Source organism: Massilia soli (genome assembly GCF_016809835.1).
In the GTDB taxonomy this organism is placed as follows: domain Bacteria; phylum Pseudomonadota; class Gammaproteobacteria; order Burkholderiales; family Burkholderiaceae_D; genus Telluria_A; species Telluria_A soli.
In genome coordinates, this window is sequence record NZ_JAFBIL020000007.1 from 102,370 (window position 1) to 126,368 (window position 23,999).

Annotated in this window: 27 protein-coding genes and 1 tRNA gene; 9 read left to right on the plus strand and 19 right to left on the minus strand. The window is 62.0% G+C overall.

Annotated elements, in window-relative coordinates; all coding sequences use genetic code 11:
- Positions 1 to 879 carry a DNA-3-methyladenine glycosylase family protein gene (locus I4X03_RS17710; protein ID WP_223469576.1) on the plus strand — a complete coding sequence of 293 codons (879 nt, stop codon included), beginning with the start codon at positions 1 to 3 and terminating at the stop codon, positions 877 to 879.
- Positions 880 to 953: 74 nt separating this feature from the next.
- Here the strand turns inward: I4X03_RS17710 and I4X03_RS17715 are convergent.
- Positions 954 to 1,030, minus strand: a tRNA-Met gene (locus I4X03_RS17715).
- A 160-nt stretch (positions 1,031 to 1,190) separates the two neighbouring features.
- Here I4X03_RS17715 and I4X03_RS17720 point away from each other — a divergent pair.
- The 5 genes from I4X03_RS17720 to I4X03_RS17740 are packed head-to-tail and all read left to right on the plus strand — an operon-like array spanning position 1,191 to position 5,440.
- On the plus strand, positions 1,191 to 1,772 hold the full coding sequence (locus I4X03_RS17720) for an NUDIX hydrolase (RefSeq protein WP_223469577.1): 582 nt from the start codon (positions 1,191 to 1,193) through the stop codon (positions 1,770 to 1,772).
- Positions 1,773 to 1,781: 9 nt separating this feature from the next.
- Positions 1,782 to 2,519 carry a leucyl/phenylalanyl-tRNA--protein transferase gene (gene aat, locus I4X03_RS17725; RefSeq protein ID WP_223469578.1) on the plus strand — a complete coding sequence of 246 codons (738 nt, stop codon included), beginning with the start codon at positions 1,782 to 1,784 and terminating at the stop codon, positions 2,517 to 2,519.
- Positions 2,520 to 2,571: 52 nt separating this feature from the next.
- Complete coding sequence (locus I4X03_RS17730) at positions 2,572 to 3,300, plus strand: arginyltransferase (RefSeq protein WP_223469579.1); 729 nt, start codon at positions 2,572 to 2,574, stop codon at positions 3,298 to 3,300.
- Between the two features lie 53 nt (positions 3,301 to 3,353).
- Complete coding sequence (locus I4X03_RS17735; protein WP_223469580.1) at positions 3,354 to 4,397, plus strand: quinone-dependent dihydroorotate dehydrogenase; 1,044 nt, start codon at positions 3,354 to 3,356, stop codon at positions 4,395 to 4,397.
- A complete protein-coding gene (locus I4X03_RS17740; protein WP_223469581.1) occupies positions 4,394 to 5,440 on the plus strand; it encodes an aldo/keto reductase in 1,047 nt (348 codons plus the stop codon). Before I4X03_RS17735 ends, I4X03_RS17740 begins: the two co-directional genes overlap by 4 nt.
- 149 nt (positions 5,441 to 5,589) lie before the next feature.
- Here I4X03_RS17740 and I4X03_RS17745 read toward each other — a convergent pair whose 3' ends face one another.
- The 6 genes from I4X03_RS17745 to I4X03_RS17770 all read right to left on the minus strand — a co-directional run bounded on the left by I4X03_RS17745 (position 5,590) and on the right by I4X03_RS17770 (position 10,554).
- Positions 5,590 to 6,663: a sulfate/molybdate ABC transporter ATP-binding protein gene (locus I4X03_RS17745; protein WP_223469582.1), complete on the minus strand. Its 1,074-nt coding sequence runs from the start codon at positions 6,661 to 6,663 to the stop codon at positions 5,590 to 5,592.
- 1 nt (position 6,664) lies between these two features.
- Positions 6,665 to 7,579, minus strand: coding sequence for a sulfate ABC transporter permease subunit CysW (cysW, locus tag I4X03_RS17750; protein ID WP_223469583.1), 915 nt, complete (start codon positions 7,577 to 7,579; stop codon positions 6,665 to 6,667).
- Positions 7,576 to 8,427, minus strand: coding sequence for a sulfate ABC transporter permease subunit CysT (gene cysT / locus I4X03_RS17755; protein WP_223469584.1), 852 nt, complete (start codon positions 8,425 to 8,427; stop codon positions 7,576 to 7,578). Before cysT ends, cysW begins: the two co-directional genes overlap by 4 nt.
- 109 nt (positions 8,428 to 8,536) lie before the next feature.
- Positions 8,537 to 9,310, minus strand: a complete 774-nt coding sequence (locus I4X03_RS17760) for a sulfite exporter TauE/SafE family protein (RefSeq protein WP_223469585.1) — start codon at positions 9,308 to 9,310, stop codon at positions 8,537 to 8,539.
- 112 nt (positions 9,311 to 9,422) lie between these two features.
- A complete protein-coding gene (locus I4X03_RS17765) occupies positions 9,423 to 10,061 on the minus strand; it encodes a peroxiredoxin (RefSeq protein ID WP_223469586.1) in 639 nt (212 codons plus the stop codon).
- Positions 10,062 to 10,164: 103 nt separating this feature from the next.
- Positions 10,165 to 10,554, minus strand: coding sequence for a diacylglycerol kinase (locus I4X03_RS17770; protein ID WP_223469587.1), 390 nt, complete (start codon positions 10,552 to 10,554; stop codon positions 10,165 to 10,167).
- 114 nt (positions 10,555 to 10,668) lie between these two features.
- Here I4X03_RS17770 and I4X03_RS17775 point away from each other — a divergent pair, with 114 nt between their 5' ends.
- Positions 10,669 to 11,448 carry an IclR family transcriptional regulator gene (locus tag I4X03_RS17775; RefSeq protein WP_223469588.1) on the plus strand — a complete coding sequence of 260 codons (780 nt, stop codon included), beginning with the start codon at positions 10,669 to 10,671 and terminating at the stop codon, positions 11,446 to 11,448.
- A gap of 213 nt (positions 11,449 to 11,661) precedes the next feature.
- Here the strand turns inward: I4X03_RS17775 and pbpG are convergent, their stop codons facing one another.
- The 3 genes from pbpG to I4X03_RS17790 form a co-directional block, all read right to left on the minus strand.
- Positions 11,662 to 12,735, minus strand: coding sequence for a D-alanyl-D-alanine endopeptidase (gene pbpG / locus I4X03_RS17780; RefSeq protein WP_223469589.1), 1,074 nt, complete (start codon positions 12,733 to 12,735; stop codon positions 11,662 to 11,664).
- 155 nt (positions 12,736 to 12,890) lie between these two features.
- Positions 12,891 to 13,586: a nitroreductase gene (locus I4X03_RS17785; protein ID WP_223469590.1), complete on the minus strand. Its 696-nt coding sequence runs from the start codon at positions 13,584 to 13,586 to the stop codon at positions 12,891 to 12,893.
- Positions 13,583 to 14,497: a DMT family transporter gene (locus I4X03_RS17790; RefSeq protein WP_223469591.1), complete on the minus strand. Its 915-nt coding sequence runs from the start codon at positions 14,495 to 14,497 to the stop codon at positions 13,583 to 13,585. The genes I4X03_RS17785 and I4X03_RS17790 overlap by 4 nt, the downstream gene beginning before the upstream one ends.
- A 349-nt stretch (positions 14,498 to 14,846) precedes the next feature.
- Here I4X03_RS17790 and phaP point away from each other — a divergent pair, with 349 nt between their 5' ends.
- Positions 14,847 to 15,416, plus strand: a complete 570-nt coding sequence (phaP, locus tag I4X03_RS17795; RefSeq protein WP_223469592.1) for a TIGR01841 family phasin — start codon at positions 14,847 to 14,849, stop codon at positions 15,414 to 15,416.
- A 110-nt stretch (positions 15,417 to 15,526) separates the two neighbouring features.
- Here phaP and I4X03_RS17800 read toward each other — a convergent pair whose 3' ends face one another.
- The 6 genes from I4X03_RS17800 to I4X03_RS17825 form a co-directional block, all read right to left on the minus strand.
- Complete coding sequence (locus I4X03_RS17800) at positions 15,527 to 16,249, minus strand: ABC transporter ATP-binding protein (RefSeq protein WP_223469593.1); 723 nt, start codon at positions 16,247 to 16,249, stop codon at positions 15,527 to 15,529.
- A gap of 1 nt (position 16,250) precedes the next feature.
- Positions 16,251 to 17,021: an ABC transporter ATP-binding protein gene (locus I4X03_RS17805; RefSeq protein ID WP_223469594.1), complete on the minus strand. Its 771-nt coding sequence runs from the start codon at positions 17,019 to 17,021 to the stop codon at positions 16,251 to 16,253.
- A gap of 16 nt (positions 17,022 to 17,037) precedes the next feature.
- Entirely contained in the window at positions 17,038 to 18,246 is a 1,209-nt protein-coding gene (locus tag I4X03_RS17810) for an ABC transporter permease subunit (protein WP_223469595.1), read from the minus strand.
- A gap of 23 nt (positions 18,247 to 18,269) precedes the next feature.
- Positions 18,270 to 19,199: a branched-chain amino acid ABC transporter permease gene (locus I4X03_RS17815; RefSeq protein ID WP_223469596.1), complete on the minus strand. Its 930-nt coding sequence runs from the start codon at positions 19,197 to 19,199 to the stop codon at positions 18,270 to 18,272.
- Positions 19,200 to 19,481: 282 nt separating this feature from the next.
- Positions 19,482 to 20,429 carry a 4-hydroxy-3-methylbut-2-enyl diphosphate reductase gene (ispH, locus tag I4X03_RS17820; protein WP_223469597.1) on the minus strand — a complete coding sequence of 316 codons (948 nt, stop codon included), beginning with the start codon at positions 20,427 to 20,429 and terminating at the stop codon, positions 19,482 to 19,484.
- A 10-nt stretch (positions 20,430 to 20,439) separates the two neighbouring features.
- A complete protein-coding gene (locus I4X03_RS17825; RefSeq protein ID WP_223469598.1) occupies positions 20,440 to 20,895 on the minus strand; it encodes an FKBP-type peptidyl-prolyl cis-trans isomerase in 456 nt (151 codons plus the stop codon).
- A gap of 85 nt (positions 20,896 to 20,980) precedes the next feature.
- Between I4X03_RS17825 and radC the strand changes: the two genes are divergently transcribed.
- Positions 20,981 to 21,655, plus strand: coding sequence for a RadC family protein (radC, locus tag I4X03_RS17830; protein ID WP_223469599.1), 675 nt, complete (start codon positions 20,981 to 20,983; stop codon positions 21,653 to 21,655).
- A gap of 11 nt (positions 21,656 to 21,666) precedes the next feature.
- Here the strand turns inward: radC and I4X03_RS17835 are convergent, their stop codons facing one another.
- From I4X03_RS17835 to I4X03_RS17845, 3 genes are all read right to left on the minus strand, one after another.
- Positions 21,667 to 22,449, minus strand: coding sequence for an SDR family oxidoreductase (locus tag I4X03_RS17835; RefSeq protein ID WP_223469600.1), 783 nt, complete (start codon positions 22,447 to 22,449; stop codon positions 21,667 to 21,669).
- The gene (locus I4X03_RS17840; RefSeq protein WP_223469601.1) at positions 22,446 to 22,772 is read right to left on the minus strand and encodes a nuclear transport factor 2 family protein; all 327 of its coding nucleotides are present in this window, start codon (positions 22,770 to 22,772) and stop codon (positions 22,446 to 22,448) included. The genes I4X03_RS17835 and I4X03_RS17840 overlap by 4 nt, the downstream gene beginning before the upstream one ends.
- A 136-nt stretch (positions 22,773 to 22,908) precedes the next feature.
- On the minus strand, positions 22,909 to 23,820 hold the full coding sequence (locus I4X03_RS17845; protein ID WP_223469602.1) for a LysR family transcriptional regulator: 912 nt from the start codon (positions 23,818 to 23,820) through the stop codon (positions 22,909 to 22,911).
- Positions 23,821 to 23,999: the final 179 nt, after the last annotated feature.

Genomic DNA, 23,999 nt, shown 5'->3' on the forward strand with positions numbered 1-23,999 from the left:
ATGGCATTGCACCAGATATCGATAGCGCTTCCGGATGGCTACCGCAGCAGCGACGTCATCGCATTTCATGGGCGCGATGCCGAGGGTGTGGCTGAACGGGTATCGCAGGGCCGCATCAGCAAAGGCGTTGTCCTCGGCGGCGTGCCGGTGGCGCTCGATATCGCGCTGTCGCCACGCGAGGCGCGCATTGGCGTCGCTGCGGACGCAGCGCTCACGCCGCGCGCCAGCGCGCTGCTCGACGACGCCCTGCTGAACATCCTTGGCCTGCGCATCGACCCGGCGCCGTTCGTGGAGGCGGCGGCGAGCGATCCCCTGCTTGGCGAGGCCGTGCGCGGCAATGCGGGCCTGCGCATCGTGCAGTCCGCAACCATCTTTGAAGCGCTCACCTGGGCGATCATCGGGCAGCAGATCAACCTGAGCTTCGCAATCGCCCTGCGCCGCACTTTTATCCTGCAGGCCGGGCGCCGGCACAGTAGCGGCCTATGGTGCTACCCCGAGGCGGAAGATGTCGCGAAGCTATCGGTGGACGACCTGACCACGCGAAAATTCTCACGTTCGAAAGCGGAAACGCTGCTGCGGCTGTCGCAGATGGTGGACGCCGGCTCCCTGTCGCTTGAACGCACGGACGACATCGACGCCGCCAGTGCCGCGCTGCTGGCGGTCAAGGGCATCGGTCCATGGACGGTGAATTACGCGCTGCTGCGCGGTTACGGCTACCCGGATTGCTCGCTGCACGGCGACGTCGCCATCCGTACTGCGCTGCAACGCCTGCTGGCCGACGACGCCAAGCCGGACATGGCGCGCACCGAAGCGCTGCTCGCGCAGTACAAGCCGCACCGCACGATGGCTGCCGCCCATCTGTGGGCCACGCTCAGCTAATTTCGCTGCCCACAAACGGAGGCGGAAACGAAAAAGCCGTTGATCTTTTGCAAGATTCAACGGCTTTAGAATACTGGTTGCGGGGACAGGATTTGAACCTGTGACCTTCGGGTTATGAGCCCGACGAGCTGCCAGACTGCTCCACCCCGCGTCTGTGCAATCATTATAGGGGAGTTTGCCTTTTTAGGCAATATCAATCCGAAGAAGATGTGCGATAGCAGCATGCACGTCAAGCTTCACCCTCCTGGCGGTAACGGCACAGCACGCGCAATCGGTGTAAAGTAAGCGAAATACCATTCTCTCAAGCGATTATGAAATTCTGTTCCGAGTGTGCCCATCCTGTCGACCTGCGCGTTCCCGAAGGCGACAACCGGCCACGCTATGTGTGCGTGCAGTGCGAGGCGATCCATTACCAAAACCCGAAACTGGTGGTCGGCTCAATCCCCGTGTGGGAAGCCGATGGCGAGCTGAAAATCTTGTTGTGCAAGCGCGCAATCGAGCCGCGCTATGGCTACTGGACATTGCCGGCCGGATTCATGGAGAACGAGGAAACGACCGCCCAGGCCGCCGTTCGGGAAACCGAAGAGGAAGCCGGCGCCAATGTCGAACTGGGCGAGCTGTTCACCTTGCTCAATGTTGCTCAAGTTCATCAGGTGCATTTGTTCTACCTCGCGCGACTGCGCGACCTGGACTTCGCGGCCGGCATCGAAAGTCTCGATGTGCAACTGTTCTCGGAAGACACCATCCCGTGGGACGACCTGGCCTTCCCCACGGTGCGCACAACGCTGGAACTGTTCTTCGCCGACCGCGTCAAAATGCGTGAGGGCGGCGCCTACGGTTTCCATAGCCGCGACCTCGTGCGCTCGATGCGCATGTCCAGCGACGCCAGTTAAACGCTCATCATGATTCCGTGGCTTGAAACGACAACGCCCTTCCCCGACGTGTCCGAGGCCCTGACCATGGACGCGCCGGGCCTGCTTGCGGCTGGCGCCGACCTGTCGCCACGCCGGCTGCTGGCCGCATACCGTAACGGCATCTTCCCCTGGTTCTCCGAAGGGCAGCCCATCCTGTGGTGGTCTACCGACCCGCGCATGGTGCTCCATACCGACAACTTCCGCATCAGCGACAGCCTGCGCAAGACCCTGCGCAAGGTCGAACGCAGCCGGGTCGAAGGCGGGCGCTGGCAGGTCACCTTCGACACGGCGTTCGAGCAAGTCATGCGCGCCTGCGCCGCCCCTCGCAAGGACGGGCCCGGTACCTGGATATCCGAGGAAATCATCAGCGGCTATACCGGCCTGCACGCGATCGGCCACGCCCACTCGTCCGAACTTTGGCTCGATGGCGAACTGGTCGGCGGCGCATACGGCGTCTGCATCGGCCGCATGTTCTATGGCGAGTCGATGTTCGCGCGCGTCACCGACGCCTCCAAGATTGCGCTGTCCTACCTGGTCGCCTTCCTGCGCCACGAAGGGGTGCGCATGGTCGACTGCCAGCAGGAGACCGGGCACCTGGCCTCGCTTGGCGCCGCGCCGATACCGCGCGCCGCCTTTCTCGACCATTTACGAGGGGCGATCGCACAGGATGAAATCGCCGTGTGGCAACCGGTGTGTCCTTTAACGGACGCGCGCAAAACTTGGTAAAGTTTCGCTACAATAGAACCAGGGTAAACCAATCGGGAACGAAAGCATCCGCATGACGCACCTGAACGACCTGCCATTCGCCACACTGCAGTTCTACACAACCGCGCCCTACCCGTGCAGCTACCTTGACGCCCGGCACGCGCGTTCGCAGGTCGCCACCCCGTCGCACCTGATCAACGCCGACGTTTATTCCGAACTGGTTAAAAACGGCTTCCGCCGCAGCGGCATCTTCACCTACCGCCCCTACTGCGACGGCTGCCACGCCTGCATTCCGGTGCGCGTCAAGGCCGAGCAGTTCGTCCCCAGCCGCGGCCAGCGCCGCGCATGGGCACGGCACGCGGCGCTGGTCGCCAGCGTCGCCAACCTCAGCTTCTCCGACGAACACTATGCGCTCTACCTGCGTTACCAGACCACCCGCCACCCAGGCGGCGGCATGGACCAGGACAGCCGCGACCAGTACGCCCAGTTCCTGCTGCAGAGCCGGGTCAACACGCGGCTGGTTGAATTCCGCGAACCCGACAACACCTTGCGGATGGTCTCGATCATCGACGTGCTGTCCGATGGCCTGTCGTCGGTCTACACTTTCTTCGACCCCGACCTGCCCGGCGCCTCCTTCGGCACCTACAACGTGATGTGGCAAATTGGCCAGGCGCGCGAGCTCGGCCTGCCCCACGTCTACCTGGGCTACTGGATCGAGCAAAGCCCCAAAATGGCCTACAAAATCAATTTCCGCCCTCTGGAAGCGCGCATCGACGGCAGCTGGAGCCTGCTCGACCGATAGGCGGCGCCGCCCACTCACGGTAAAATGGGCAGTCTGTTCAATTAAAGCACCCCATGTCTGAAAAACTGCTGTATGCGCTTGCCCGCCCGATGCTGTTCGCAATGGACGCCGAATCGGCGCACAACCTGACCCTGCCGGCCCTGCGCCGTGCCGCCAGCCTCGGCCTGACGGGCGCGATCCGCAAGCCTGCGCCCGACCCGCGCACCGTCATGGGCATCACCTTCCCCAACCCGGTCGGCCTGGCTGCGGGCCTGGACAAGGACGGCGCTTATATCGACGGCCTGGCGGCGCTGGGTTTCGGCTCGATTGAAATCGGTACCGTGACCCCGCGCGCGCAGCCGGGCAACCCGAAGCCGCGCATGTTCCGCATCCCGGCCAAGAAGGCCATCATCAACCGCATGGGCTTCAACAACGGCGGCGTCGATGCGTTTGTCGCCAACGTGCAGGCATCGCGTTTTTACCAGAACAAGGAAGGCGTGCTTGGCCTGAACATCGGCAAAAACGCCGACACGCCAATCGAACGCGCGGCCGACGACTACCTGATCTGCCTTGAAAAGGTCTACCCGTACGCCAGCTACGTGACGGTCAACATCTCGTCGCCAAACACCAAGAACCTGCGCCAGCTGCAGGACGCGTCCGAACTCGACACCCTGCTCGCGCGGCTCAAGCAGGCGCAATTGCGCCTGTCCGACCAGCATAAAAAATACGTGCCGCTGACGCTCAAGATCGCCCCCGACATCGACGCCGACCAGATCACCAACATCGCCGCCGCCCTGCTGCGCCACAAGATCGACGGCGTCATTGCCACCAACACCACCATCAGCCGCCGCGACGTCGAGAACGAACGCCACCACGAGGAAGCGGGCGGCTTGTCCGGCCAGCCGGTGTTCCAGCAGTCGACGATCATCGTGCGCGCGCTCAAGCGCGAACTGGGTGACGCGATACCGATCATCGGCGTCGGCGGCATCATGCGCGGCGCCGATGCAAAAGCCAAGATCGTCGCGGGGGCCTCGCTGGTGCAGCTGTACAGCGGCTTGATCTACGCCGGCCCGGCGCTGGTAAGGGAATGCGCCGATGCACTCAGGGGAGTCAAATGAAGCGCGTGATCCTCGGTGACAGCACGCTGGAGGTGTCGAGCATCTGCCTGGGCACAATGACGTTCGGCGAGCAAAACAGCGAAGCCGAAGCACACAGCCAGCTCGATTATGCGCTGGAACGCGGCATCAACTTTATCGACACCGCCGAGATGTACCCGGTAATGCCGCGCGCGGCGACGCAAGGCTCGACCGAGCGCTTTATCGGATCGTGGCTGAAGAAGTCGGGCAAGCGCGGGCAGGTTATCCTGGCCACCAAGATCGCCGGGCCAAACCCGGCGCTGCACTGGATCAGGGACGGCAAGAACAATCTCGATGCGGCCAACCTCCGCGCGGCGGTCGACGCCAGCCTGCAGCGTCTGCAAACCGACTACATCGACCTGTACCAGATCCACTGGCCGAGCCGCAACGTGCCGGTGTTCGGCGCGACCGCCTTCGACCCGGAGAAGGAGCGCGCCGGCGTTGCGATCGAAGAGACGCTGGCGGCGCTGGCGCAGTTGGTCAAGGACGGAAGGATCCGCAATATCGGGGTGTCGAACGAAAGCGCCTGGGGCGTGTGCGAATACACCCGGCAGGCCGAGATGAAGGGCCTGCCGCGCATCGCGACAATCCAGAATTTGTACAACCTGACCGCGCGCGGCTTCGAGACCAGCCTGCTGGACGAAACCTGCATGCGCGAGAACGTCAGCCTGCTGGCATATAGCCCGCTGTCGTTCGGCCAGCTCAGTGGCAAATATCTCGATAACCCGAATGCGCACGGCCGGCTGACGATCTTCCCGCCCACCTGGAGCCCGCGCTACCTGCGGCCACCCGTGCTGCAGGCGGTGAAGGAGTACGTCGGCCTGGCGCGCGCAAACGGCATGACGCCGGCGCAGATGGCGCTGGCCTGGTGCTATTCGCGCTGGTTCGTCGCATCGACGATCATCGGAGCGACGACGCTCGAACAACTGAAGGAAAACATCGACGCCGCGCAGGTAACCTTGCCGGCTGGCGTGGTCGAGGCGATCAACGCGATCCATGCCCGCATCACGAATCCTGGACAATAGACCCTGCCTGCCGCATGCGCCGCGATTGCGAAGTTGTCCCGCGTCTTTGATACCAAGGCGATGCTTCATCCCTTCCAGCTAGACGCAGGCAGGTGACAAAACGTAGGGCGGAACAGCGCGTAGCGCGTCATCCGCCGATTTGCCAGCATTTAGATATCCGCACCCTGATCCACAAACACCTGCATCCGCTTCGGCTTGACCAGCAAGGTCTCGCCTTCCTTCAGCTGCAGCTGCGCGAAGCGCTCGTTGGGAATCACCGCCTCGATCAGCTGCGCGTTATCTTCGCGCTCAAGGTCCAGTTGCGCCAGCGGACCAATCGCATGCGCGCGGCGCAGCTTGACCACGATGCCCTCGGCGCCAGCGACATAACGATCCACATCCAGGTCGTGCGGTCGCACGTACGCGATGCCCTGGCTGTCCTGCACCCCGGCGTGGTCCGGCACATCGAAATTGACGCCGCCGCTGGCCAGCACGCCCTCGTGCACGCGTCCGTGGAACAGGTTCACATTGCCCAGGAAGCTGTACACGAAAGGCGATGCCGGATGGTTGTACACAGCGTCCGGCGTGCCAAGCTGCTCCACCGTACCCTTGTTCATCAACACCACCTGGTCGGCCACTTCCAGCGCCTCTTCCTGGTCGTGCGTGACGAAGATGCTGGTGACGTGCAGCTCGTCGTGCAGGCGGCGCAGCCAGCGCCGCAGTTCCTTGCGCACCTTCGCGTCGAGCGCGCCGAACGGCTCGTCGAGCAGCAGCACGCGCGGTTCCACCGCCAGCGCGCGGGCCAGCGCAATACGCTGTCTCTGCCCGCCCGAGAGCTGCGGCGGATAGCGGTCGTGCAGCCAGTCCAGCTGCACCAGTTCGAGCAGCTGCTTGACCTTCTGGCGAATCTGGTCTTCGCTCGGCCGTTCCTTGCGCGGCTTGACGCGCAGGCCGAACGCGACGTTTTCAAACACCGTCATGTGCTTGAACAGCGCATAGTGCTGGAACACGAAGCCGACCTGGCGCTCGCGCACATGGCGCGCTGATGCGTCGTCGCCGTCGAGCAGCACCTGGCCCGAGTCCGGGTGCTCAAGGCCCGCGATAATGCGCAGCAGCGTGGTCTTGCCGCAGCCTGAAGGCCCGAGCAGCGCGGTCAGTTCGCCTTGCGGGAACTGCAGCGAGACGTTATCGAGGGCGACGAATTCGCCAAAGCGTTTGTTGATGTTCCTGACTTCGATGGTCATGTCATTGCTCCAGAATGCGTGCTGCTGCGGTGTCTGTCGGCGTCGATTCGTGCAGTCGCCATTCGACGAAGGTCTTGATCGCCAGGGTCACCAGCGCCAGCAAGGCCAGCAGCGAGGCGACGGCGAAGGCCGCGGTGAAGTTGTATTCGTTGTAGAGGATTTCGACGTGCAGCGGCATGGTATTGGTCTCGCCGCGGATATGGCCGGACACCACCGACACCGCGCCAAACTCGCCCATCGCCCGCGCGTTGCACAGGATGACGCCATACAGCAGGCCCCACTTGATGTTCGGCAGCGTCACCCGCCAGAACGTGCTCCAGCCCGACGCGCCCAGCACCAGCGCGGCCTCTTCTTCCTCGTTGCCTTGCGCCTGCATCAGCGGAATGAGTTCGCGCGCCACAAACGGGAAGGTAATGAACACAGTGGCCAGCACGATGCCCGGCACCGCGAACAGGATCTTGATGTCGTTCTCCATCAGCCAGGCGCCAAACCATCCCTCGGCGCCGAACATCAGCACATAGATCAGGCCCGCGATCACCGGCGACACCGAGAACGGCAGGTCGATCAGCGTGAGCAGCACGTTCTTGCCGCGGAATTCGAACTTGGCAATCGACCAGGCGGCGCAGACGCCGAACACGAGGTTCAGCGGCACCGAGATGGCCGCCGCGATCAAAGTCAGCTTGATCGCGGAGATGGCGTCCGGGTCGACGATGGCGGCAAAATATTCGTCCCAGCCTTTGCCGAGCGCCTGCACGAACACGGCAACCAGCGGCACAAACAGGAACAGGGTCAGGAACACCAGCGCGATGGCGATCAGCGTGCGGCGCACCCACGCCGGCTCGAACACGTTCGACGATGCCGGCAATTCGCCGCGGCGTACCGCGACTGGCTTCGATTCAGGGATCACGGCGCTCATTTCTTGCCTGCCCTTCTGCGCGTCCACGCCTGCAGCAGGTTAATCGACAGCAGCAATACAAACGACACCAGCAGCATCACCACGGCGATCGCGGTGGCGCCGGTGTAGTCGTATTGTTCGAGCTTGGTGATGATGAACAGCGGCGTGATCTCGGACACCAGCGGCAGGTTACCGGCGATGAAGATCACCGAGCCGTATTCGCCGGTGGCGCGCGCGAAGGCCAGCGCGAAGCCGGTCAGCAGCGCCGGCATCAGGTTCGGGAACACCACGCGCGCAAAGGTCTGCCACGACGAGGCGCCAAGGCTGGCGGCCGCCTCTTCAAGTTCGCGCTCGGCTTCTTCCAGCACCGGCTGGACGGTGCGCACGACGAACGGCAGCCCGATGAAGGTCAGCGCGACGACCACGCCAAGCGGCGTGAAGGCGACCTTGATGCCGACCTTGTCGAGGTACTGGCCGATCCAGCCGTTGGACGAATACAGCGCGGTCAGCGTAATGCCTGCCACCGCGGTTGGCAGCGCGAAGGGCAGGTCGACCAGCGCATCGATGAAGCGCTTGCCCGGGAAGCGGTAGCGCACCAGCACCCAGGCGACGATGCCCCCAAAAATCACGTTGATGAAGGCGCCGATCAGCGATGCGCCGAAGGTCAGGCGGTACGAGGCCATCACGCGCTCGGAGGTGACGGCGGCCCAGAAAGCCTCCCACGTCATCGTGAAGGTTTTCAGGAATACCGCCGACAGCGGGATCAGGACGATCAGCGCGAGGTACAGGATGGTGAAGCCGAGCGTCAGTCCAAAACCGGGCATGACCCGGAATGGCGCGCTGCGCGGCGTGGTGATTGTTACGGGCATTGGATCCCTTTGCTTTGCATAGTGCAGATAAGGAACGATCGTCTCATGCCATGCTGATAATACCAACGAAGTAATCGTCATTTGCATAGACGATTCAGGTATTAGGTGTTCAGTAGATCAGTTTTGCGGCCACGCCGGTGAGTGTCATGGCGAGCAGGCCGCGCAGGAAGCGCTCAGGCACCGCGCGTGCAACCCACGAGCCAAGGGTGATGCCTGGCACCGAGCCGACCAGCAGCATCGCCAGCAGTTCCCAGTTGATCGAGCCGAGCCACCAGTGGCCGAGTGCGGCAATCGCGGTCAGCGGCACCGCGTAAGCGATGTCGGTGCCAGCCACTTCGGCCGACGTCAGGCGTGGGTAGAGCATCACCAGCAGGGTCGCGCCGATGGCGCCGGCGCCGATCGAGGACACGGTCACCAGGATGCCGAGCACGGCGCCAGAGATGATGGTGGCGGACGCCAGCGCCCTTCCCTGCAGCTGGCGTTCTGGCTTGGCGTTTATCCAGGCCAGCATTTTGCCCTTGAACACCAGCGCCACGACCGTCAGCATGACCGAGCCGGCGATCGAATAGCGGATCAGCTGGCCGATCTCGGCGTTCAGGGTGCCGAAATGGTTGAGCGCGAGCGTGGCCACCAGCGCAGCTGGCAAGGCGCCGATGCAGAGCAGCTTGACGATGTCCCAGTGCACAGTGCCGCGCAGGCGGTGGGTGAAGGTGCCAGCGGTTTTGGTGATGGAGGCGAATGCGAGGTCGGTGCCGACGGCAACCGAAGGCGGCACGCCAAACATCAGCGTGAGGAGCGGCGTCATCAGGGAGCCGCCGCCGACGCCGGTCATCCCGACCAGCAGGCCGACCGCAAAACCCGAAACGATGTACGTCAGCAACATGAAGAACCCCCAAAGTTACCAACAGGGTAAAGGGGCTCAGCTGTAAACCAAACAACAGCTTCCTCATTTGCTTATGCGGTTTCGGGCGATTTGCGGCGCGGCCCGCGGCGTGTTACTTGTTCGGCTGCGGCGTCAGGCGCAAATACGGCTTCTCGGCCTTGAAACCCTTCGGATACTTTTGCTTGATCACTTCCGGGTCCTGCACGGTCAGCGGGATGATGACGTCATCGCCATCCTTCCAGTTGCCCGGCGTGGCGACCGTGTAGCCATCGGTCAGCTGCAGGGCATCGATCACGCGCAGCACTTCGTCGAAGTTGCGCCCGGTGCTCATCGGGTAAGTGATGGTCAGGCGAATCTTCTTGTTCGGGTCGATGATGAACAGCGAACGCACCGTGGCGGTGGCCGACTGTTCCGGGTGGATCATGTCGTACAGCGTGGACACGCTGCGGTCGGCATCGGCGATGATCGGGAAGCCGACTACGGTCTTTTGCGTCTCTTCGATGTCCTTGATCCAGACCTTGTGCTGCTCGGCCGGGTCGACCGACAAGGCAATCGCTTTCACGTTGCGCTTGTCGAACTCCGGCTTGAGTTTCGCGGTCAGACCGAGTTCAGTGGTGCAGACGGGCGTAAAGTCGGCAGGGTGCGAAAACAGCACCACCCACGAATCGCCTGCCCACTCGTGGAAGCGAATCTTGCCGATTGAAGAGTCCTGCTCGAAATCAGGTGCGGTGTCGCCTAAACGTAATGTCATCGTCTTCTCCCAGTAGAAAGTTTAAAAAGCCCTTGATCATGGCAAAAATGGCAGTGTTGTATTGTGCGCCAGATCGAGATTTCTAAACAAACTATCTGGTTATTTAATAATAACGATTCGACAGAACGACAATCCAGGCCAGCGCAGCAATCATGATCGACAGCGCCACTGCCGCGCTGCCCAGGTCCTTGGCGCGTTTGGACAGCGGATGGCGTTCGAGCGAAATGCGGTCGACGACGGCCTCGATTGCCGAATTGATGATTTCGACCAGCAATACCAGCAGCAGCACCGAGATCAGGAATACTTTCTGGAATGCCGAGATGGGAAGCATCAGTGCCACGACGGTTGCGATCAGCACAACGATCACTTCCTGGCGGAACGCGTATTCGTTGCCCCAAGCCGCGCGGAAGCCATCGATCGAGTTGACGAAGGCGGCAATGATGCGCCGGAATCCGCCCTTGCTTTTGAATTGACTGACTGGTTGTTGTTCCATGGGGTTCTATATCGGCTTGTCGATTTCCTATTATGCCCCAGAGAGGGCGATTGCCAGTTCTTTTCACATTGTGGTATAAAGAACGTACTTATACTGCACCGCACCAACCACATCATGAAAATGGAAACTGTCGAACCAGCGAAGACGTCGATCCAGGTCATCGAGCGGATGGTCGCCTTGCTCGATGCGCTCGCGACCTATTCCGACCCGGTCAGCCTGAAGGAATTGTCGAAGGTGTCTGGCCTGCACCCGTCGACCGCGCACCGGATCCTGAACGATATGGTGGTTACCCGCTTTGTCGATCGCGTCGAACCAGGGACCTACCGCCTCGGCATGCGCCTGCTCGAACTGGGCAACGTGGTCAAGAGCCGGCTGTCTGTCCGTGAGGCCGCCCTCGAGTTCATGCGCGGCCTCCACAAGAAAACCCAGCAAACGATTAACTTATCTGTACGGCAAGGTGACGAGATCGTCTACATCGACCGCGCCTTTTCCGAGCGCTCCGGCATGCAGGTGGTGCGGGCAATTGGCGGCCGCGGCCCGCTGCATCTGACCTCGACCGGCAAACTGTTCTTGTCGGTGGACGAGCCGAAAGCGATCCGCGCGTATGCCACGCGCACCGGCCTGGCCGGGCACAACAAAAATTCGATCACCGATCTGTCGAAGCTCGAACGCGAGCTGAGCCTGGTGCGGGCGCGCGGCTATGCGCGCGATAATGAAGAACTGGAACTTGGCGTGCGCTGTATGGCGGCGGGAATCCATGACGATTCCGGCAAGCTGGTCGCCGGGTTATCGATTTCTGCGCCGGCCGATCGCTTGCAGGAAGAATGGCTGGAAGACCTGGTCACGACCGCGGCGCAAATTTCGGCCACCTTGGGCTATTCGCCGGTGCGGTAACAGCAGCGCGTGCAGGCAAAACATGGCGATGCCACCGTTAAATGCGGCATCCCCTCCGTCCTTCCCGCGCAGGCGGGAATCCATACAGAAGCCGGGTAGCGGATCGGGGGTCTCGCGGTTACCGCACCCCTGGTATGGGTGCCCGCCTGCGCGGGCACGACGTGGCGGCAAAAAAAAACGGAACCCTTGGGTTCCGCTTTTTCTAGGGGCTGTTTATGACAAGCCAGGCGGCTTGAGCGCTTCAAGCCAGCGCCGCATCCGTCCGGCATCGGCGGTACGCGACTGCTTGCCTTTGGAATCGAGGAACACCATGATGACGGCGCGGCCCTGGATAATCGTCTGCATCACCAGGCAACGCCCTGCTTCGTTGATGAAGCCGGTCTTCTGCAAGCCGATATCCCAGTCCGGCGACGACACCAGATAGTTCGTATTGCGGTACTGGACCTGGCGGCCGCTCGCCGCGACCGACGAGGCCGGATCGGTCGAGAACTCGCGCAGCAGCGGCTGCTGGTGCGCCGCCATGACCAGCTTGGCAAGGTCGCGTGCGCTGGCCACATTGCGGCTCGACAAGCCACTGGAGTCGACATAGCGGGTGTCCGACATGCCCAGCTCATGCGCCTTGGCATTCATTGCGGCGACAAAGCCCTGGATGCCGCCCGGATAATTGCGTCCCAGCGCGGCAGCGGCGCGGTTTTCCGAGCTCATCAGCGCGATATGCAGCATTTCGCGGCGGGTCAGGCGCGAGCCGACGCGCAGGCGCGAGGTGGTGAACTTTTCGCGGTCAACATCGTCGTCCGTGACGGTGAGCGTCTCGTCCATGTCCTGTTGCGCCTCGACGACGATCAGGCCGGTCATCAGCTTGGTGATCGATGCGATCGGCAACGCCACGCCGGCGTTCTTTTCAAACAGGACTTCGGAATTGGTCTGGTCAAGCACCAGCGCGACGCTGGAGGACAGGTCGAGCGGATCGCGCGTGAGGTTGAGGCCGGCCTTGTCGCCCGCGGTCATTGCGCGCACGACGGGCGCGGCGTAAGTCGCGCTCTGGTACACAACCTTGCGCTTGCCGCGCACGGTGATCACGCGGCGCACGGCTTTGCCGCGCGTGCTCACGTTGACGCGCTTGGAGGCCGCTTCCTTGCGCTTGTAGCGCTGCTTCTTGGCAGCGCTTTTCTTGGCCTTTTGCTTGCTGACTGTCGCCGAGCTGCTGCGCTGCTCCACCTTGGCCGCCTCTGCAGGGGTCAGGGCAAACAACAGGGAAATAAAAGCACTCAAGGCAAACTTAAACATCTTGACCTTCCTTTGAAGCCGACGGATTCACATCTAGTTGCAGTGTAGCAAAACACTCGGCAAGCACAAGCGATTTAACATTTGAGGCGAGCCCGGCGCAACAGAGAATGCGCAATGAACAACAAATATCTCTTCTGTTTCAACACTATACGCGTTTATTCAAGAAACCGCGTGAAGCCCGAGACCGGTTCGCGCTCGGTAATGAGTGAATTTTCAATCTTGCTACTGTCGGCAAAACCCAGCGCCATCCCGCATACCACCATCTCGTTGGCAGGCAAGTCCAGCTGATCAGCGATGATGCGGTGGAACTGGGTAAATGCCGCTTGCGGACAGGTATCGAGACCGCGCCCGCGCGCGGCGATCATGATATTTTCCAGGAACATGCCGTAATCGAGCCAGGAACCCTGGTCCATCACACGGTCGATGGTAAACAGTAGACCAACTGGCGCGTCAAAAAATCGGTAGTTGCGCGCATGCTGTGCGGCCATCCCTGCTTTATTGTCGCGCGTCAAACCGAGCAGCGCGTACAGGTCCCAGCCCACCTTGCGGCGCCGGTCGATGAACGGGGAAATCCATTCGCGCGGATAGTAAGCGTACTCTTCCGTGTGCTCCTTTGCCTGGGCCGGGTCGGCGTAGGCCGCCGTGATCGCATCGGACAAGCGCTGCTTTGCCTGCCCGGTGACGACGACCACCTTCCAGGGCTGGGTATTGGTGCCCGATGGGGCGCGCGACGCGACCTCAAGAATCTTCTCGATATCTTCCCGCGCCACCTCGGTCGGCAGAAATGCACGGATTGAACGGCGCGAGGTGATGGCGGCGTCGACGATTTCCTGTTGCTGGCTTGCGATCATGATTTCTCCTGTTTTCTAACAACCAATGCGACACCGGCGACGGCGACCAGCATGCCGGCCACGCCGGCCAGGCTGAGCGACTCGCCGAAGACCAGCCACGCCATGATGGCGGTGGTGGGCGGGGTCAGGTACATCAGGCTGGTGACCGACGTGGCCGCGCTGCGCCGGATTAACTTGAACAGCAGGAACGTGGCGCCGATCGACAGCACCACGCCGGACCACAGCAGCGCACCGATGAATTCGCCGGTCCATTCTACTGTGGCAAAGCCCGGATCGAGCCCCTCGAACAGCCATGCCAGCGGCAGAATAAGCGCCAACGAGGCGCTAAACTGGACCGCGGTGCCAGTGCGCAAGTCAAATTGCGGGCAGAAATGGCGCTGGTACATCGTGCCCGTGGTGATGGACAACAGTGCGAACAGGGTCAGCGCGATCGGCAGTGCAGACAATCCGGTCAGGTTCATCTTTGAATACACCACCAGCGCCACGCCTGCCAGCCCAAGCAGCAGCCCGACCCACTGGATCCGCCTGACCTTCTCGCCGATCAGCGGCGCCGCGGCCGCTGTCAGGATCGGCTGCATGCCGACGATCAGCGCCGTTACCCCGGCAGGCATGCCCAGCTTGATCGCGCACCACACGCCACCGATGTAACCGGCCTGCAACAGCAGGCCGGCGACTGCCAGGTGCATGATGCTGCCGGTCGGCCACGGCGCCCGGACCAGCAGCACCCACGGCAGCAGGACGGCCAGCACCAGCGCGCAGCGCAAGACGATAAAGGTCAGCGGCGGCGCATACGGGAGGCCGAACTTGGCCACGATGAAGCCGGTGCTCCACAAGAAAACAAACAAGATCGGGATCGGCGACAGCCACGACGAGTGACGCGATGCAACATTTGCAGCAGTTTCGTTTGACATAGATCAATAAGCGCTCAAGCGCGGCTAAACGTTGCGGTGCGCTCGCATAATATGTCCGCTGCGCAAAAAATCAGTCTAACATGGGCGGGTCAGGGGCGTAGCGGCCCGGTCAATCCTCACAGATAATCACCATGGCGACGGTAAACATTCTTATGAGAAACGATATCCGGAAAATCGCGTGAAATTAAATGGTGCACCGCACAATCATCGCTTGACTTGCGGTTCAATTTCATTAAAATAGGACTTTGTTGCGCTGCACAACGCGGCCAAGATATCGAGATTCCTGCTTCACCGGTAGTTTGGCAACATTGACTAAATAAAACGTTATCAATACATCTGGAGAATAAATATGTTTGCATTCCCTGAACAAATTTCGAACGCCACCAAAGCCAACATGGAAGCCCAGTTCGCGATGTTTTCGTCGCTGACCACCAAAGCTTTCGAAGGCATGGAAAAGCTGGTTGAACTGAACCTGACCGCGGCCAAAGCCACGCTGGAAGAGTCGTCGCAGACCGCCAAGCAGCTGATGAGCGCAAAGAACCCACAAGAATTCTTCACCCTGTCCGCAGCCCAGGCTCAGCCAACCGCTGAAAAGGCGATGTCGTACGGCCGCCAGGTTGCTGCCATCGCCACCGGCGCGCAGCAAGAGTTCACCCGCGCCGCTGAGGAACAGATCGCTGAAGGCGGCCGCAAGGTTCTGTCGCTGGTTGACGAAGTCACCAAAAACGCACCAGCCGGCACCGAAAACGCCGTTGCCGCGTTCAAGGCAGGCCTGACCAACGCCAGCGCCGGTTACGAGCAGTTCACCAAGACCGCCAAGCAAGCCGCCCAGGTCGTGGAAACCAACGTTACCGCAGCAGTGACCCAGTTCTCGCAAGCGGCTGAAAAAGCGACCGCACGCGCGACCGCCAAGGTGTAATACGCTTTCGCCAGCAGTAAGCAAAAATGCCTCGCGGTTGCGAGGCATTTTTTTTGGCTATGCGCGATGAAGCATGTCAGCGGCGCTGGCAGCGCTACCCGCGCGGGAATTTACTCGCCCAGGTAAGCGGCCTGCACGCGTGGATCGTGCAGCATGTCTTCGGCGTTGCCGGTCATGATGAGCGAACCCGAATCCATCACATAGCCGCGGTCGGCCGCCTGCAGCGCCAGCTTCGCATTCTGCTCCACCAGCAGGATCGTAATGCCCTGCTTCGACACATCGCGGATCACTTCGAAAATCTTCTGCACCATGATCGGCGACAGGCCCATCGACGGCTCATCAAGCAGCAGCAGGGTCGGATGGCACATCAGCGCGCGCGCCATCGCCAGCATCTGCTGCTCGCCGCCCGACAAGGTGCCGGCCAGCTGCGAGGCGCGCTCCTTCAGGCGCGGGAACACGGTGAACCACTTCTCGATATCGGCATCGACGCCCGCCTTGTCGTTGCGCGTGTAGGCGCCCATCTGCAGGTTTTCGTAAATCGACATGCGCGTGAACACGCCGCGGCCTTCCGGCACCATCGCCAGCTTTTGCTGGACCAGCTGGAACGAATGCTGGCCCTTGAGCGGCTGGCCCATGTAGCTGATGACGCCCTCGACGCTGCAGTCTGGCAGCGTGCCGGTGATCGCCTTGAGCGTCGTCGTCTTGCCGGCGCCGTTGGCGCCGATCAAGGTGACCAGTTCGCCTTTGTTGACTTCGAGGTCGATGCCCTTGACCGCCTTGATGCCGCCGTACGCAACCTTCAGCCCCTGAATCTTGAGAATGTTTTCGCTCATATTAATGGCCTGTTCCGAGGTAGGCTTCAATCACAGCCGGGTTCTTCTGGATGTCGGCTGGTAAGCCTTCGGCGATAGGCTTGCCGTATTCCAGCACCGTGATGCGGTCGCACAGGCCCATCATCAGCTTGACGTCGTGCTCGATCAGCAGCACGGTCTTGCCTTCGTTCTTGATCTTCACCAGCAGCTCGCGCAGCGCCAGCTTTTCGGTCGCGTTCATGCCGGCGGCCGGTTCGTCGAGCGCCAGCAGCTTCGGCTCGGTCGCCAGCGCGCGCGCGATTTCGAGGCGGCGCTGGTCGCCGTACGACAGGAACTTCGAGGTGCGCTTGGCGAAGGCGCCAATGCCGACGAAGTCCAGCAGTTCCTGGGCACGCAGGCGGATCGCCGCCTCTTCCTGGCGCGCTGTCTTGTGGCGGAAGATCGCGCCGAACACGCCCTGGTGGGTGCGCACGTGGCAACCGACCATCACGTTTTCCAGCGCGGTCATTTCGCCAAACAGGCGAATGTTCTGGAAGGTGCGGGCAATGCCCGCCTTGGCCACTTCATGCGGCGCCGACGGCGAGTATGGCTTGCCGTCCAGCTCGAAGGTGCCCGTGTCGGGCTGGTACAGCCCGGTAATGACGTTAAAGAAAGTCGTCTTGCCGGCGCCGTTAGGCCCGATCAGGCCATAGATCTGGCCTTGCTTGATCTGGATGCCGACGTCGGTCAGCGCTTGCAGGCCACCGAAGCGCTTGTTGACGCCGGCGATGTTCAACAGGTTGTGTTCGCTCATTGCTCGTCTTCCTCAATCAGGCCGGAAAGGCGTCTGGCTTGTTGGTCTCGGCCGCTTGCGGGCGGTCTTCGTGCTTCGGCGATGGCCACAGGCCAGCCGGGCGCAGCAGCATGATCAGCACCATCGCCAGGCCGTACAGCAGCAGGCGCAGCACTTCGGCTTCGATCAGCACTTTGCCGAACACGGCCATCTGGAATGGCTCGACGGTGTGGCGCAGCACTTCCGGCAACGCGGCCAGCAAGATGCCGCCGACGATCACGCCAGGGATGTGGCCGATACCGCCCAGCACCACCATCGCCAGCACCGCGATCGATTCCATCAGCGAGAACGATTCCGGCGACACGAAGCCCTGGAACGACGCGAACATAGCACCGGCGACGCCGCCGAACGAGGCGCCCATCGTGAAGGCCAGCAGCTTGACGTTGCGGGTGTTGATGCCCATCGCCTTGGCGGCGATTTCATCTTCGCGGATCGCCACCCAGGCGCGGCCGAGGCGCGAATGCTGCAGGCGCGAGGTCATGAAGACGGTGGCAATGCACAGGAACAGGAAAAGGAAATAGTAGGCATTCACCGACGGCATCGCGTACTCGCCGAGGAAGACGGTTGCCTTGGAACCCGGCTCACCGGCCAGCGAGACGCCGAAGATGCGGATCGGGTCGATCATGTTGATACCCTGCGGCCCGTTGGTGAAGTTGATCGGGTCGTTCAGGTTGTTCATGAAGATACGGATGATCTCGCCGAAGCCCAGGGTCACGATGGCCAGGTAGTCGCCGCGCAGCTTCAGGGTTGGCGCGCCGAGCAGTGCTCCCATGAACCCGGCCATCGCAGCGGCCAGCGGCACGATGAACCACACCGACAGGTGAATACCGGTTTCGGCAATTTCCGGCCCCATGACCGCCACCAGCCACTCCCCCAGCACCGGGTATTGGTAGACGATCGATTCGAGCAAGGCGGCAAACTGCGGCGATGCCAGCAGGCCGGTCAGGTAGGCGCCCACCGCGAAGAACGCGATGTAGCCCAGGTCGAGCAGGCCGGCAAAGCCGACCACGATGTTCAGGCCCAGCGCCAGCATGATGTACAGCAGGGCGATGTCGACGATCCGCACCCACGAATTACCGAAATTCTGGGCGACGAACGGGAAGATCAGCAGCAGCGCCAGCACGATGGCCATGCTGGTGTAGGCCTTGCGCGGGTTGTGTTCGACGTCGAAAGAGAGAAGTTTCATATGAATGTCCTAGTCCTTTTCGATCAGGCGCGGTCAGCGACGCGCTCGCCCATGATGCCGGACGGCCGGATCGTGAGCACGATAATCAACACGACGAAAGCGAAGATGTCCTGGTAGTGGCTGCCGAGGAAGCCGCCGGTCAGGTCGCCGATGTAGCCTGCGCCCATCGCTTCGATCAGGCCGAGCAGCACGCCGCCGATCATCGCGCCGTAGATGTTGCCAATGCCGCCCAGTACCGCGGCCGAGAACGCCTTCAGGCCAGGCAGGAAGCCCATCGCAAACTGGATCGACGAATAATTCGCGCCCCACATCACGCCGGCGATCGCGGCCAGCGCCGCGCCGATGGCGAAGGTGGCAACGATCACTTTATTCGAGTCCACGCCCATCAGGCCGGCGACGCGCGGGTTTTCGGCGGTGGCGCGCATGGCGCGGCCCATTTTGGTTTTCTCCACCAGCAGCACCAGCGCGCCCATCGACACGGCAGCCAGCGCCAGCAGCAAGACCTGGGTCTGCGAAATGACGGCGCCGCCAATGGCGATCGGCTCGGTCGACAGCAGTTGCGGGAATGGCAGCGGGTTGCGGCCCCAGATCATCATCGCGAAGGTGGTGAGCAGGGTCGACACGCCGATGGCGGTAATCAGGGGAGCGAGGCGGGGAGCGTTGCGAAGGCGGCGGTAAGCGACACGTTCGATGATGATATTGACCAGCATGCAGACCGGAATCGCACCGGCAATGGCGATCGCCAATTGCACTGCGCCGGGCAAGCCAGGCATGAAGACATCGAGGAGTTTCAGGATCGACAGGCCAACCATGGCGCCGATCATGAGCACGTCGCCGTGCGCAAAGTTAATCAAATTAAGTACACCGTACACCATGGTGTAGCCCAGTGCCACCAGCGCATACATGCTGCCGAGCACCAGACCATTGATGATCTGCTGGATAAAGGTATCCATGGTTTTGCTTGCCTCTTTTATTATAGATCTAATAAAAACGGCACCCCGGAGAGATCTCCGAAGTGCCGCTCATGGCCTGACGCGCTTCACAAACGCCGCATCCCGACCGGGATTACACGTGTTTCATGTCTCCGCTGCAATCACCTCCCCCGCGCGCCACTTGCCGGCGCACCGGACAGCAAAAATTCCGAGCGCCATCATCATAGCGAGGTTTGGTAAAAACTAACACCGGAAAATCAAACGTCCACGAAATATTCTTCTGGCAACTGTAAATATTTCCGACTAAACAGCGTTCGGCTTGCTCCCGTCCAGTCCCTTCGGCAGCGGGAAGGTCACGTGCTCCTCGACGCCTTCCAGCGCGCGCACGCTGCGGGCGCCCAGTTCCTTGAGGCGGTCGATGACCGCCTGGACCAGCACTTCCGGGGCCGAGGCGCCGGCGGTCACGCCGATGCGGATCTTGCCTTCGAGCCAGGCCGGGTCGATCTGGCTGGCATTGTCGACCATATACGCCGGCGTGCCCATCTTGTCGGCCACTTCGCGCAGGCGGTTCGAGTTCGAGCTGTTCGGGCTGCCCACGACCACGACCACATCCACCTGCGGCGCCATGAACTTCACGGCTTCCTGGCGGTTGGTGGTGGCGTAGCAGATGTCGCCCTTCTTCGGTTCGATAATGTTCGGGAAGCGCACTTTCAGCGCGGCGATGATGTCGGCAGTGTCATCGACCGACAGGGTGGTTTGCGACACATAGGCCAGCTGGTCCGGGTTGCCGACCTGCAAGGTGGCGACATCGGCGACCGTTTCGACCAGGTGCATGCCGGCGTCGGTCTGCCCCATCGTGCCCTCCACTTCCGGGTGGCCGTCGTGGCCGATCATGACGATCTCGCAGCCCTGCTTGCGCATCTTGGCCACTTCGACGTGCACTTTGGTCACCAGCGGGCAGGTGGCATCGAAAATCTTCAGTCCGCGGCTTTCCGCTTCGGCACGTACCGCCTTGGAGACGCCATGGGCCGAGAATACCAGCGTATTGCCGGCTGGAACATCGTCGAGATCCTCGATGAAGATCGCGCCCTTGTTGCGCAGGTCGTCCACCACATAGGCGTTGTGGACAATTTCGTGGCGCACATAGATTGGCGCGCCGAACTGCAGCAATGCACGTTCGACGATTTCGATGGCGCGGTCCACGCCGGCGCAGAAACCGCGCGGCTGGGCCAGGAGAATTTCGTTTTCCATGATGATCCTGTTACAACACCGAGATGAGGTTAACTTCGAATTTGAGCGTCTGGCCCGACAGCGGATGGTTAAAGTCGAACATGCAGCTTTCGTCGCCCAGTTCGCGCAGAACGCCGGCGAAACGCCCGCCGCCAGGTGCGGCGAAGTCGACCAGGTCGCCTACTTTGTAGTCCGCGTCCGGGGCCGAGTTTTCGTCCAGCGTGGCCCGCGTGACCGGGCGCACCAGCTCCGGGCTGCGTTCACCGAACGACTCGCCTGGCGCCAGTTCGAAGGTCTTGTGGGTCCCTTCCGGCAAACCGAGCAGGCAAGCCTCGAGGAACGGCGCCAGCTGGCCCTGGCCCAGCATCAGTGTCGCCGGGTTCCCGCCAAAAGTAGTAATCAGATCAGTACCGTCCATCGTCGCGAGCCGATAATGCAGCGTGAGGTAGGACGAAGCGTTGACAACTGGTGCGGATGGGCTGGACATAATAAGGGCAAAAATCGGTAATCCCGTATTGTAAGCCACCGCGCCCGCGCCTGCCTCATTGACCGCCACTTCAGACAGGAACGCCATGGGTATCAAGGACTGGCCGGAACACCTGCGCCCGCGCGAACGCCTGATCAGGGACGGCGCCCCTGCCCTGTCGGACCAGGAGTTGCTGGCGGTGTTCCTGCGCGTTGGCATCAAGGGCAAGAGTGCGGTCGACCTCGGCCGCGACCTGATCACCCGCTTCGGCTCGCTGGGTGGCATGTTCAACGCGAGCCTGCGCGAGTTTGCGGCGGTCCCAGGGCTGGGTGCGGCAAAATACGCGCAATTGCAGGCCGTGCTGGAACTGGCGCAACGGGCGCTCGGGGAACAACTGCGCTGCGGCGACTTGCTCGCCTCCCCTGCCGCGGTACGCAGTTACCTGAGCCTGCAGCTGGGACGCCAGCATCATGAATCGTTTGTTGTCCTGTTCCTCGATGTGAAAAACCGCCTGATTCAGAAGGATGAAATGTTCACCGGCACACTGACGCACACCAGCGTCTATCCGCGCGAAGTGGTCAAGAAGGCGCTGTCATACAACGCGGCCAGCGTGATGCTGGTCCACAACCATCCTTCCGGCGTGGCCGAACCCAGCGAATCGGACCTGATGCTCACCCGGGCGCTGGTGCAGGCACTGGCCCTGGTCGATGTCCGCGTGCTCGATCACTTTGTTGTGGCGGGACCACAAGTGCATTCCTTTGCCGAACATGGGCAGATGTAACAAGTCGACATCTACACGGTCGGCACCGTCCCGCCATCGATCACATGTTCCGAGCCCGCTATGGATGCAGCGCGCGGCGACACGAGGAAGGTGATGAAATCGGCCACCTCCTGCGGCTTGGCGGGGCGGCCGACGGGAATACCGCCGAGCCAGTCCATGACCAGCTTCTTGCCGCCCTCGTAGTCGGTGTCGTGTTCGCGCGCCATGCGCTCGACGAACTCGACCGACGCCTCGGTCTCGATCCAGCCCGGCGAGACGCTCAGGACGCGCACACCTTTCGGCGTCACCTCCTTCGACAGGGATTTGCTGTAGGTCGAGAGGGCGCCCTTGGCAGCAGCATAAGCGGTCGTCGACGTCCAAAGCGGAAGGATGCGCTGGATCGAGCTCACGTGCAGTACCACACCTGCGCCCTTTTCCAGCATTCCCGGCAGCAGTGCGCGATCCAGGCGCACCGCGGACATGAAGTTGAGGTTCAGCTCATTGAACCAGACCGTGTCGTCGAGGACCGCGAAACCACCTGCGGGAGCGGTCGAGCCGCCGAGGCTGTTGATCAGGATGTCGACGCCGCCCCAGCGCTCCTTTACCGCATGGACCAGTTTGGCCACGCCTTCGGCGCTCGACAAGTCGGTCGTCACGTAGGTCACGCCCGGCAGCGGCTTGTCTGGTGCGGCGCGCGCCGACGTCATCACTTCCACGCCCGCATCCTGCAGACTCTTGACGAGGGCGGCGCCCAGGCCCTTGGTGCCGCCCGTAACCAGGGCGCGCTTGCCTTCCAGTTCGAGGTCGAAGCTCATACGGTGATCTCCAGCGAGTCGATCAGGCCGCGCTCGAGGCCGAACCGGTAGGACAAATTCGCCGGGCTACGGGGGAAGTTGCCGGTGACCTTGGCACGGACAAGGTGGAAGCCGTCCTCATCTTTCAGGTCGAACGGCACGGTCGTCGCGTTGTACTTGGCCGATGCCGCAGCCAGGAAGGCCGTGATGGCGTCGACGCCCGCGTAGGTATGGCCGTCGTCCTTCAAGGTGGCGTTCGCTGCGAAGCACTGGGCCAGGGCTTCAGGATGGTGTTCGGAGGCGAAGTATGTCGCGATGGGATCGGGCAGCGTCAAGGTGTGCATGTTCATGGCTCCAGTTGGTGATCGAAGACCCATGATGCGCGTCGCGGTTAGATTAGGGAATATTCTAGAATTCGTATGGGCTATGTAGCAACGCGTACATAATGTCTCGCTCAGGCTGCTGCGTGGGAAGGGCCGGTCAGGGCTGATCGAAGGGCGCGCGGTCCAGCAGGCAGTCGATGAAAGCACCGAGGGCAGCGGGCCGATGCTGCCTGTTCGGGTAATACAGGAACAGCCCGGGCCGAGTGATCGACCAGTCCGCAAGGACCTGGACCAGCCGGCCCTGCGCCAGGAGCTCGCCGACGCCGTCTCGCTCGAAGTGATAGGCAATGCCCAGTCCGCTCACTGCGGCGGCAATGCCGATGTCGGCGTGATTGGTGACGACCGGCCCATCGACCGCAATCTCGAGACTCTGCTCGCGCTTCCTGAACTCCCACCGATACTGCCTGCCTTCCATCTGCAGGCGCCAGTTGATGCAGTCATGCTGGTGCAGGTCGGCAGGCGATGTCGGTGTACCGCGACGCGCGAGGTAGTCCGGGGACGCCACCGTGACCATCTTCATATCCGGCGTCAGGCGGATCGCGACCATGTCCTTCTCGAGCTGTCCACCCACGCGGATGCCCGCGTCGAAGCGGCCGGTGACGATATCGGCCAACGCGTCGTCGACCACGATGTCGAGCACGACGTCAGGGTGGGCTTGATGAAAACGGGCCAGCCGAGGGGCGATGATCGTCCGGGCGCCGAGCCCGAGCGTGTTGATGCGCAGCGTGCCACTCATCTGCCCGGCGGCCTCGCTGGCTTCGGCAACCGCCACGGCCATTTCGCGGAACAAGGGGGCCAGGCGCTGATACAGTTGCTCGCCGCTTGCCGACGGCGCGACGCTGCGCGTGGTGCGATTGAGCAGGCGACTGCCAATGCGGCTTTCCAGCTGGCGAATCGTCTGGCTGAGCGCGGACGGCGACAGGCCGAGGTGCTCTGCCGCCCGTGCGAAACTCTGGCGCTCGACTACCGCGACAAAGGCTTTGAGCTCGGCAAATTCGGATCCACGCATTATGTACTGTTTCCTACATGGCAAATCCTTATTCTAGACCATCCTCTAAATCGTGAGTTCTTGTGCATGCTGCGACCTTCCGGCCCAAGGAGTAGCCACGCCAGCGTTGACGCTTCAATGAGTCCGAGCCCAGCGAATCGGACCTGATGCCGACCCGGCCCCTGCTGCAGGCCTGGCCC

Excerpts from the sequence above, each read along its gene's own strand:
- pbpG (WP_223469589.1), bottom strand. The coding sequence starts at position 12,735 with ATGTTTAAGTTTGCCTTGAGTGCTTTTATTTCCCTGTTGTTTGCCCTG.
- I4X03_RS17825 (WP_223469598.1), bottom strand. The coding sequence starts at position 20,895 with ATGTCCAGCCCATCCGCACCAGTTGTCAACGCTTCGTCCTACCTCACG.
- I4X03_RS17815 (WP_223469596.1), bottom strand. The coding sequence starts at position 19,199 with ATGGATACCTTTATCCAGCAGATCATCAATGGTCTGGTGCTCGGCAGC.
- I4X03_RS17745 (WP_223469582.1), bottom strand. The coding sequence starts at position 6,663 with ATGACCATCGAAGTCAGGAACATCAACAAACGCTTTGGCGAATTCGTC.
- I4X03_RS17730 (WP_223469579.1), top strand. The coding sequence starts at position 2,572 with ATGACGCACCTGAACGACCTGCCATTCGCCACACTGCAGTTCTACACA.
- I4X03_RS17765 (WP_223469586.1), bottom strand. The coding sequence starts at position 10,061 with ATGACATTACGTTTAGGCGACACCGCACCTGATTTCGAGCAGGACTCT.
- I4X03_RS17840 (WP_223469601.1), bottom strand. The coding sequence starts at position 22,772 with ATGCACACCTTGACGCTGCCCGATCCCATCGCGACATACTTCGCCTCC.
- I4X03_RS17775 (WP_223469588.1), top strand. The coding sequence starts at position 10,669 with ATGAAAATGGAAACTGTCGAACCAGCGAAGACGTCGATCCAGGTCATC.
- I4X03_RS17760 (WP_223469585.1), bottom strand. The coding sequence starts at position 9,310 with ATGTTGCTGACGTACATCGTTTCGGGTTTTGCGGTCGGCCTGCTGGTC.
- radC (WP_223469599.1), top strand. The coding sequence starts at position 20,981 with ATGGGTATCAAGGACTGGCCGGAACACCTGCGCCCGCGCGAACGCCTG.
- phaP (WP_223469592.1), top strand. The coding sequence starts at position 14,847 with ATGTTTGCATTCCCTGAACAAATTTCGAACGCCACCAAAGCCAACATG.
- I4X03_RS17790 (WP_223469591.1), bottom strand. The coding sequence starts at position 14,497 with ATGTCAAACGAAACTGCTGCAAATGTTGCATCGCGTCACTCGTCGTGG.
- I4X03_RS17740 (WP_223469581.1), top strand. The coding sequence starts at position 4,394 with ATGAAGCGCGTGATCCTCGGTGACAGCACGCTGGAGGTGTCGAGCATC.
- ispH (WP_223469597.1), bottom strand. The coding sequence starts at position 20,429 with ATGGAAAACGAAATTCTCCTGGCCCAGCCGCGCGGTTTCTGCGCCGGC.
- I4X03_RS17785 (WP_223469590.1), bottom strand. The coding sequence starts at position 13,586 with ATGATCGCAAGCCAGCAACAGGAAATCGTCGACGCCGCCATCACCTCG.
- I4X03_RS17845 (WP_223469602.1), bottom strand. The coding sequence starts at position 23,820 with ATGCGTGGATCCGAATTTGCCGAGCTCAAAGCCTTTGTCGCGGTAGTC.
- I4X03_RS17770 (WP_223469587.1), bottom strand. The coding sequence starts at position 10,554 with ATGGAACAACAACCAGTCAGTCAATTCAAAAGCAAGGGCGGATTCCGG.
- cysW (WP_223469583.1), bottom strand. The coding sequence starts at position 7,579 with ATGAGCGCCGTGATCCCTGAATCGAAGCCAGTCGCGGTACGCCGCGGC.
- I4X03_RS17810 (WP_223469595.1), bottom strand. The coding sequence starts at position 18,246 with ATGAAACTTCTCTCTTTCGACGTCGAACACAACCCGCGCAAGGCCTAC.
- I4X03_RS17710 (WP_223469576.1), top strand. The coding sequence starts at position 1 with ATGGCATTGCACCAGATATCGATAGCGCTTCCGGATGGCTACCGCAGC.
- I4X03_RS17805 (WP_223469594.1), bottom strand. The coding sequence starts at position 17,021 with ATGAGCGAACACAACCTGTTGAACATCGCCGGCGTCAACAAGCGCTTC.
- I4X03_RS17800 (WP_223469593.1), bottom strand. The coding sequence starts at position 16,249 with ATGAGCGAAAACATTCTCAAGATTCAGGGGCTGAAGGTTGCGTACGGC.
- aat (WP_223469578.1), top strand. The coding sequence starts at position 1,782 with ATGATTCCGTGGCTTGAAACGACAACGCCCTTCCCCGACGTGTCCGAG.
- I4X03_RS17720 (WP_223469577.1), top strand. The coding sequence starts at position 1,191 with ATGAAATTCTGTTCCGAGTGTGCCCATCCTGTCGACCTGCGCGTTCCC.
- I4X03_RS17835 (WP_223469600.1), bottom strand. The coding sequence starts at position 22,449 with ATGAGCTTCGACCTCGAACTGGAAGGCAAGCGCGCCCTGGTTACGGGC.
- cysT (WP_223469584.1), bottom strand. The coding sequence starts at position 8,427 with ATGCCCGTAACAATCACCACGCCGCGCAGCGCGCCATTCCGGGTCATG.
- I4X03_RS17735 (WP_223469580.1), top strand. The coding sequence starts at position 3,354 with ATGTCTGAAAAACTGCTGTATGCGCTTGCCCGCCCGATGCTGTTCGCA.